Annotated in this window: 3 protein-coding genes; 1 reads left to right on the top strand and 2 read right to left on the bottom strand. The window is 64.5% G+C overall.

Going from position 1 to position 4,100, the window contains the following annotated elements; all coding sequences use genetic code 11:
* The first annotated feature begins 241 nt into the window (after positions 1–241).
* Complete coding sequence (gene rsgA, locus HMPREF0321_RS00910) at positions 242–1,261, top strand: ribosome small subunit-dependent GTPase A (protein ID WP_006943485.1); 1,020 nt, start codon at positions 242–244, stop codon at positions 1,259–1,261.
* 1,475 nt (positions 1,262–2,736) lie between these two features.
* Here the strand turns inward: rsgA and HMPREF0321_RS16890 are convergent.
* Positions 2,737–3,360, bottom strand: a complete 624-nt coding sequence (locus HMPREF0321_RS16890) for a hypothetical protein (protein ID WP_254653949.1) — start codon at positions 3,358–3,360, stop codon at positions 2,737–2,739.
* On the bottom strand, positions 3,357–4,100 hold a 744-nt coding region (locus HMPREF0321_RS00895; RefSeq protein ID WP_040014224.1), incomplete at its 5' end, for a phosphotransferase enzyme family protein. The genes HMPREF0321_RS16890 and HMPREF0321_RS00895, both read right to left, overlap by 4 nt.

Here is a 4,100-nt window from a genome sequence, read left to right as displayed (position 1 = left end):
AAATGTGCGATCTCGATGCGTGGAAGGGATTCAGGACGAATCGTTCTGAATTGAGGAGATGGACCCGCTCGACGTTTCTGCTGCCTGGTTCACACCGATCCGAATCGGACGCGTTTTGAGTGAACTACTGCCTGGTTCGTGGCGAGATCGCACCCCACGGTGACATGCTAACGGGCATGACTGCTCACCCAACGAAATCCACCGGAAGTACCGGCATGCGCACACCGGACGGGGGCCAGGGTTGATCAATCTTCAAGAGCTCGGGCGGCACGACGACGAGGTGTTCTGGGCGGCGGACGAACGCCCTGGACGGGTCGTTATTGTTCACGGCCCGATGGCGGAAGTGCTCTGGTATCCCGATGACTACCCCGTCAGCGCGCTGGTCGAACTCCGTCACGCCCTGGACGTCACACCGGTCGCCGGCGATTGGGTGGCCCTGCACGAGGGTCAGATCGCCCGGATCGAACACCGTTCAACGGCCCTGACCCGACCCGACCCCGACGGACAGAGCACCCAGACTCTCGCAGCAAATATCGACCTGGTTCTGATCGTGCTGCCCATCGACCACGGCCTGAATGTGAAGGCTCTCGAAAGGCTTTCGGTAATGGCCTGGGACAGCGGCGCTCAGCAGACGATCGCGCTCACCAAGGCGGACGCCACGGCGTCGCCCGAAGAGGCGTTGGAGCAGGCCCTGCTCGCTGCTCCCGGCGTCGACGTCGTCCTGACCAGTTCGATGGACGGCACGGGCCTCGACGACCTACGCGCGCGGCTGGGGACAGGCGTGACCGCCACGATGCTCGGCGCGTCCGGCGCAGGCAAGACCACACTGCTCAACGCGCTCGACGGCCGATCCGAGTTCACCCGCGAAGTACGCCGGGACGGCGAGGGCCGCCACTCCACCACGACGCGCCGCCTCTATCGACTCCAAAGTGGCGGGGTGCTGCTGGATCTTCCCGGCATCCGGTCCCTCGACCTGTCAGCCAGCGAAGAGGCCGTCGCAGAAGTGTTCGCCGACATCACCGCCCTGGCACGTTTCTGCCACTTCGCCGACTGCCACCACGACAGCGAACCCGGTTGTGCCGTGCGAAAAGCGATCGCGGCAGGCGAGCTGGACGAACGCCGGCTCACTTCCTGGCTCGCGATCGGACGGGCACAGGGCTACCAAGAGCGTCGCCATGACCCTGCCAAAGCCGCTGAGCAGCGCAAGGAGTGGAAGAAAGCCACCATGGCCAGCAAGCGCGGCCGCGGCCGGTACGCCTGAACCATGCACCAGCGAGCGTTCGCCACCCTTGCTACGCGCGTAGCAAGGGTGGCCACCTGAGGTACACCCCCACGCGCGGCGAGTGTGCATGCATATCACCCACCCCAGATGCACGCCACGGCACGGAGTGGATGGTGCACAAACCTTCGTGTGAGCTACGACCGGCATGCTCACAGCGTGAGGAGAGGAGGGGGGAGGAAGCAGGGGGTGAGGTGCCCTGCCGCCTCGAAGGCCGCTGTCGTAAAGATCGACTGGAATAGTGCACTCATCCGGCGCTCGGTCCGGACACGAGGCATAATCACGTCATGGTGAGGAACGTGTGGCTGCGTCCCGTGTCCGAGGCGGGCAGCCCGGACACCGCCCGGTGCGCCGTGTGCGGTGAGGCCACCGGTGAGGACGGCGTGATCGTCGATGTCCTCACCGCCGAGGGTAGGCATGTGTACCGGGCGCTTTGTTCCAGCGACGCGGCCTGTCCCACCGAGATCGCTGACGTTGTCCGGTTGATGAGGACCCCACCCTCACCGGGCCGCTGATCATCGTTCAACAAACCCGCGCGGGCATGACCTCACCTGGGCCAGGTGGCGCGTCATTCCTCCGCAGCCGCCGCCTCGGCCGCGGTGCGCGTTTTGATCACCTGGCCCGATGTGTCAGGAAAGTCAGTGGGGCTGCTGCCGGTGCAGGTGAGGCCGGCAGAGGTCTCACCGTGCACGACATGCGTCCTTGGGTCCACCGAAGATGGCCACGAGGGCCAAAGCAATACCGAGTGTGATGACGATGGCCACCCACGTGAGAGCTGAGGAGGGCTCGTCGGGGCGAGGACGTGTGGCAGCTCCGGGGCACCGCGCGGCGGCCACCTGCTCACTCTAGAAGAGGGTGGCCCCAGTGCAGCCGCTCATCGTCTCAACAGATCGTGGCGTTCGAGGCGGGTGGGTTGTCTGAGGTGTGCACAAACCTTCGTTTGTGCGACAGGCAAAACGCAGGTGAGTGGTTGGGTGGAGTCATGACCCTTCTCCTGACTGATGGCGACCTCGACAGCGTTGCCCCAGGCGATGCGGTGGCCTGGATGCTGGAAGCTCTGCAGCTGCGGGCTAGCGGTGCGCTTTCGAGCCCGCCTCGGGTTCATGCGTCCCTGGTGTCCGGCAAGATCGTCATGACCGCCGGGCAAACCGCGACCCATTACGGCTATCGCGTCTACGACACGCTGCCCACGACCGCCGGGCAGCAAATCGTTGCCGTGCACGACGCGTCCTCTGGGGACATCGCGGCGGTCCACGTCGGCAACAAGCTCGGTGCCATGCGCACTGGAGCGCTAGGGGGAGTTGCCGCTTCTCTCCTTGGACCGCAGGGCCCCGCCCACAACGCCCAGACGTTCTCCTGCTGTTCGTTCGACAACCCGGCCATGACACCCACGATCCCCTATCGGTGGTGGTGCGTTGACCGGTTGAACTCGCCACCGTTTTTGCGACACTCGGCGGCTATTGATCCCCTGACGCTCCGAGCTCATGTTGGGGTGTCCGTGCCGGCGCATCCAGGACTGGCCGAGGGGTTTGCTCGAGGTGGGTGCGGACGTTCTGCGCAACTTGGTCCAGCGGGCGGGGAGGCAGGTAGGCGGTCGCTCCGGCGTTGAGAACTCTGCTGACAGGGCCTGAGTAGGAGACGCCTGCTTCTTCATCATCGATCTCGGTGACGATGATACGAGCGGCCGGGTAGTCCGCTTGGAGCTTGTTGAGTAACTGCGGGCTGATGGGCTGCGTCAGTACGACATCGGCGGTGGGGGGTGCATCGATGAGGTCGAGCACGATGTAGTGCTCGCCCAGGCCCTCGGAGAGCGTCGATCGGGCAGCCTCGGACAAGGGCATGGCTGTTGCGACAACACAGATGTCGTCGCGCGGAGGCTGAGGAGTCTGCTCCGAACCCGCAGGGGGCGTGATCAGGAAACCCTCGAGCACCCTGGGTTCGAAGACAAGACGGCCAAGCACTCTGCCCTGTTCGACGACGGTGACACGTCCCCCGTTGAGAAGCTCGGCGAAAGTAGCGCGCAGCCCTACGGGAAGCCGTGCGATGTCGAGGGGTTCATCGTTTCGTGAATGCCTCGTCATCGCTCTTCCACCGAGTTCAGTGCATGAGCCACTCGTTCGGCGGCTCTACCCCAACCGGTGGGATCATCGCCTGACGTAGGCACCATCAGGAGTGACCACCACAACACGAGGGGATGCCACCAGCTCCGTTGCGGACCACTCAACGGGTGAACACTCTCGTAGCCCTCCAGGAGAGCCTCATGCACCTGTGGTGAGACGGGGCCCCAGTCATGGAACAGGGTGCCCAGCATTACCGCTGATCGGGCGAGTTCTCCAACGGGAGAGTCGAATCGCATCTCTTCGAAGTCGAGAACAGCTATGACCTGCGCGCCCCGCGTCAGGACGTTCGCGGCGCGAAAGTCGCCGTGGACGAGTTGGACGTCCATGGGGGTTGTGGACGCAGCGGCCAGGTGGGCCCGAAGTGCATCGAGGGGGGCTTGCGGGAGGTTTGAAAGATCAGACTCCAGCCAGGAGGAAATCAACGCGTGCGCCGATCGCGTAGGCCGCGGCACGTCAGACATGTATTGGGCTTGCGGGTAGGCCCTGAGGTCGGCGTGGAGACGGGCGAGGGTGACTCCGGCCTGGTGAACCTGCCCGCCATCAGTGACATCAAGGTGGTAGCCCGGCATGACGCGCTGCACATTGAGAGAGGCACCATCAACAACGATCTGCGCCTTACCCGCATGGGAGGGAACTGGTGCGGAAACGGGGTGACCACGACTGGCCAGCCATGCTGTGAGGTCTGAAGCGCCCTGGGTTTG

The sequence above is a fragment of the Dermacoccus sp. Ellin185 genome (assembly GCF_000152185.1).
GTDB lineage: Bacteria > Actinomycetota > Actinomycetes > Actinomycetales > Dermatophilaceae > Dermacoccus > Dermacoccus nishinomiyaensis.
The sequence above is the reverse complement of the archived record's forward strand: the minus strand, read 5'-3'. Positions and strand labels throughout refer to the sequence as shown.